Origin of the sequence: Acidiplasma aeolicum (assembly GCF_001402945.1) — an archaeon.
GTDB classification, from domain to species: domain Archaea; phylum Thermoplasmatota; class Thermoplasmata; order Thermoplasmatales; family Thermoplasmataceae; genus Acidiplasma; species Acidiplasma aeolicum.
Genome location: NZ_LKBG01000026.1, coordinates 1 through 4,250, shown reverse-complemented (window position 1 = coordinate 4,250; position 4,250 = coordinate 1). Strand labels below are relative to the sequence as shown.

3 protein-coding genes are annotated in these 4,250 nt (G+C 32.9%); all 3 read left to right on the top strand.

Going from position 1 to position 4,250, the window contains the following annotated elements; genetic code table 11:
* Nucleotides 1-86 precede the first annotated feature (86 nt).
* Nucleotides 87-1,427, top strand: coding sequence for an MFS transporter (locus tag AOG54_RS01165; RefSeq protein WP_082180477.1), 1,341 nt, complete (start codon nucleotides 87-89; stop codon nucleotides 1,425-1,427).
* Between the two features lie 8 nt (nucleotides 1,428-1,435).
* The gene (locus AOG54_RS01160; RefSeq protein ID WP_156150342.1) at nucleotides 1,436-2,653 is read left to right on the top strand and encodes a M20 family metallo-hydrolase; all 1,218 of its coding nucleotides are present in this window, start codon (nucleotides 1,436-1,438) and stop codon (nucleotides 2,651-2,653) included.
* Between the two features lie 4 nt (nucleotides 2,654-2,657).
* Nucleotides 2,658-4,250 (top strand): amidohydrolase (locus AOG54_RS01155; RefSeq protein WP_055032288.1); only part of this gene is annotated, 1,593 nt, incomplete at its 3' end.

The following is a 4,250-nucleotide window of genomic DNA, read 5'->3' as shown; positions in this document are numbered from 1 at the left end:
ATTTAAAATACAATGGAGGCATAAAAGATTGTTAAGTAAAGGTTTTTCATAGGAGTTTAAAGGAAAGACCTTATAGCAATGCAGTTATTATCTTAGCTGCCATTAGTTTTTTCTTAGTCTTTTGGGATGTATATAATATTGGCTTTGTTTTACCTGTGGCATCCGCTCAGCTTGGTGTTCCTGTATCAAATTTTTTATATGCATTACCTGTTACTACTGGTTTAGTAGGTTATATATTTGGAGAATTAGGGTTAGGTTATTATGCACAGTTGATTGGTAGGAAAACATCTCTATTAATAACTTTAGTTATAGCAGCTGTAGGTTCAATACTATCTGCCATTTCTCAGAATTTTGTTGAACTTTCAATATTTAGATTTATTGTTGGAATATCAATAGGTGCAGAAATTGGATTAATTTCGACTTATATGTCGGAAATTACGCCATTTTCCATGAGGGGTTCAATTGTAGGTATTTCAACGGCTGTAGGAATGATAGAAATCCTGCCTGTTGGTGCTATGGCATATTTTGTAATACCAACTATAAGTTGGGGCTGGAGACTGATGCTTGGATTAGGTGCCATAGTTGCGATACCGGCAATAATCATGAGATACACGTATATGCCTGAATCGCCAAGATGGCTCCTAAAAGTGGGTAAAAAGGAACAGGCTGAACATGAAATTCAAAAAATGGAAGCATATATAAAGAAAAAATTTGGAAAAGTTGATAGGGTCTCAACCGATAAGGTTCCTGAAGAAATAGAGGAACAAAATTTAGGTATAAAAGCATTATTCAAGGATAAAAAAATTAGGAATAGAATTTTTATCATACTTGCGGTTTGGTTTTTTTATTACATAGGCGATTATGGTCTGGTATCTGTTGTTCCAACACTTTTTGTTCAGCATGGCATAGTTATAAGTACAACCATATTATATTTCTTTCTAACTTCTATAGGTGACCCTATAGGCTCACTGACTGGTATGGCATTATCAGATAGAATAGAAAGAAAAACATTAAGCTTTATTACAATGGGATTGAGCTTTATATTTTTCATTATGTGGGGTATAGTAAAATTCCCTGCATTAATAATAATCGCTGGTGCTTTAGTATTCTTTACTCAGGGACTGTGGTTACCAGTTATGTATGCATATACAGCAGAATTATTTCCAACAGAAGGTAGATCAGCGGCCATGGGATTTACAGATGGAATTGGGCACATAGGGGGTGCTATTGCTCCTTATTTAATTCTACCAATTGCATTGTCTGTAGGAATCTTTTCAATAACTGGATATAGCTGGTCATTTATTTTTATGGGTCTTACGGCATTAATTGCCGGCATAATAGTGATAGCTCTTGGCCCAAAAACCAAAAATCGTAGGCTAGAAGATATTAGCGAAACCATTGTGTTTAAGGATGAGGAGTCGAATTAGGGGAGGTGATAAAAATATACGAGAATGATGTATTTATTAAAAATTTTCATACGATAACTAGTATTGGTTATGACAAAAAGGTAGGTGTAAACAGATTAGCATTGAATAAATATGATATTGAGGCTAGAACACGTTTAATTAAGGAATTTAATTCTATAAACGCTAATATAAGCTATGATGATGGTGGCACAATATTTGGTAGCTTGGGGGGAAATAAAGAGGAATCCATATTTATTGGTTCCCATATGGATTCGGTACCAAATGGAGGGAGGTTCGATGGAATGTATGGTGTCGTTTCTGCATTAAATGTATTAAAAAAATTGAAAAATAATGGGCAGATAAATAAAAAAATAAGCGCAGTTGATTTTACAAATGAAGAAGGGGCAAGATTTCAACCCTCTTTACTAGGCTCAGGTTTAACCACTGAAGTTTTTACTAAAGAATTTGTTTATTCTAGGGAGGATGATCAAGGAATTAGCTTTAAAGACGCAGTAAGCAAATCTGGTTTTATGGGTAGCGAAGAGAATAGAGCAAAAAGGGTAAAACCAGGTAAGTATCTAGAATTACATATAGAACAGGGGCCAGTATTAGAACATGAGGGCTATCAGATAGGTATACCCATAGGGATTGTCACAATGGTTGTAGACGAATATGAGTTTTTTGGGGAATCTAATCAGGCAGGTCCTACACCAATGGAGATGAGAAAAGATGCTCTTGTCTCGGCATCTAGATTTATAACAGAAGTGAGAGATACAGCTAGGAAAAACGGCAATGGTTTAGTAATGACTGTTGGAAAAATTAAAAATGACCCAAATGCCTATAATGTTATTCCAGGAAAAGTTATGTTAAATCTTGACATAAGGAGTCCTGACAAGGATATAGCCTTTGAATATTCTAAAAGAGCCTACGAAATAGCTGATAAAATTTCTAAAGAAGAGGGAACTGAAGTCAAACATAGGAATTTATGGGTTACAGAAACAACAATATTTAACGAAGAACTAAAAAAAACTATCGAGAAAATTTGTAAAAGTCTAGATATGAAATATAAATACATTTACAGTTGGCCCGGCCATGATGCCCAGTATATGAATAGAATAACAGATACTGCAATGATTATGGTTCCATCGCATAACGGAAGAAGTCATACAAAAGAGGAATTTACAAGTGATCAGGATTTAATAAATGGTTTTAATGTTCTTTACAAAACAGTGTTAAATTTGATGTGATAGCATGAAATATAAAATACTTTTAGACAATTTTTTTGACGGATATGAATTTAAAAAAGGACTATTCTCTATGGAAATTAATGAAGGAAAAATAGAAAGCGTCAATGAAATAAACAAAATAAATACCTATGAAAGTACATCTCCGGAGATTTTGGACTTAAGAGGCAAGATAATTACACCCGGAATCATAGATTCTCACAATCATTTTACAATGACCGCACTTAAAATGAAATATCAGATAGATTTAGGTAAGGCAAGATCTATCTCTGATATTATAAATACTATTAAGAAAAATTCTAATAAAATGCATAAAGGCTGGATATTAGGTTATAATTTAAATGAATTTCAATTGAAAGAAAAACGAATGCCCGATATTAATGATTTAGATAAGCTTAATTTGAAAATACCTGTATTTATAACACATTTCTCAGAACATTATGCTATATGTAATTCTGAGGCCATTCATATTGGAAACATAGATAAAATGTCAAACCCATCTGGTGGAATAATCGGTAGGGATGCTTCTGGTAATATTAATGGAATATTATATGAACCAAGTGCCATGGATCTTATTAAATCTAAAATTCCAGAGTATTCTATATATGAATATGAGGAAGCAATATCATATGCGTCTGAACAATATTTAAAATCAGGGATTACAGCGGTAAAGGATATAGGTGGGACAGGCAAAGACATTGATGAAGAATTACGAATAGAGGCATTAAATGAGGTGGACAAAAATGGGGAATTAAAGATAAAGGTTGGAATATCAATACCGGTGTTTTCCTTCAATGATGCGTATGATAAATTAAAACTTTCAGATAAAATAAATAATAGCGACAATTTAAAATTTACCGGTTTTAAAATGTTCCTTGATGGGAGTGGTCTTTCAAGGAATGCCTGGATGAACGAAGTATGGAATAAGAACTACATTGAAGTTGACAAAAATAATTATGGGCATCCTTTATGGGATATAGATGAATTTAAGAAAACCTTACGATACCTTTCACAAGCAGATAATACAATAAGTATACATGCTATAGGTGATAGGGCTATCAAGGAGACTATTAATTCTATTATAGATATCAAAAAAACATCTAATACCAAGGCAAATTATGCAATAGTTCATTGTACGTCCCCCTCGCAAGAGGATCTGCTAAATATGAAGTTAAATAATATTAGTGTTGAAACCCAAGGAGCATTTATTTATTTTTTTGGAAATGAGTATATAGCAAATTTTGGAAAATCAAGAGAGCATAGATTATTTCCATTTAGGGAAATGTTTGATATGGGCATAAACATGTGCAATGGCTCTGATAGTCCCGTTACATTGTACAAACCAATATACGGAATAATTTCTTCTATTTCAAGGGAAATGAAAACATCAAACAACAAGTATAAAAAACTTAATCCAGATCAATCTCTAACTCTTGAAGAGACGCTTAAAAGTTTTACTATAAATTGTGCTTCAGTTATGGGATGGTATACAATTGGGGCTTTAAAGGTAGGATCTAAAGCAGATATTGTTGTATGGAATAATATACCAATGAGTTTCGAAACTTATTCAGACGATTTCTCCTTAATAAATATTATGATA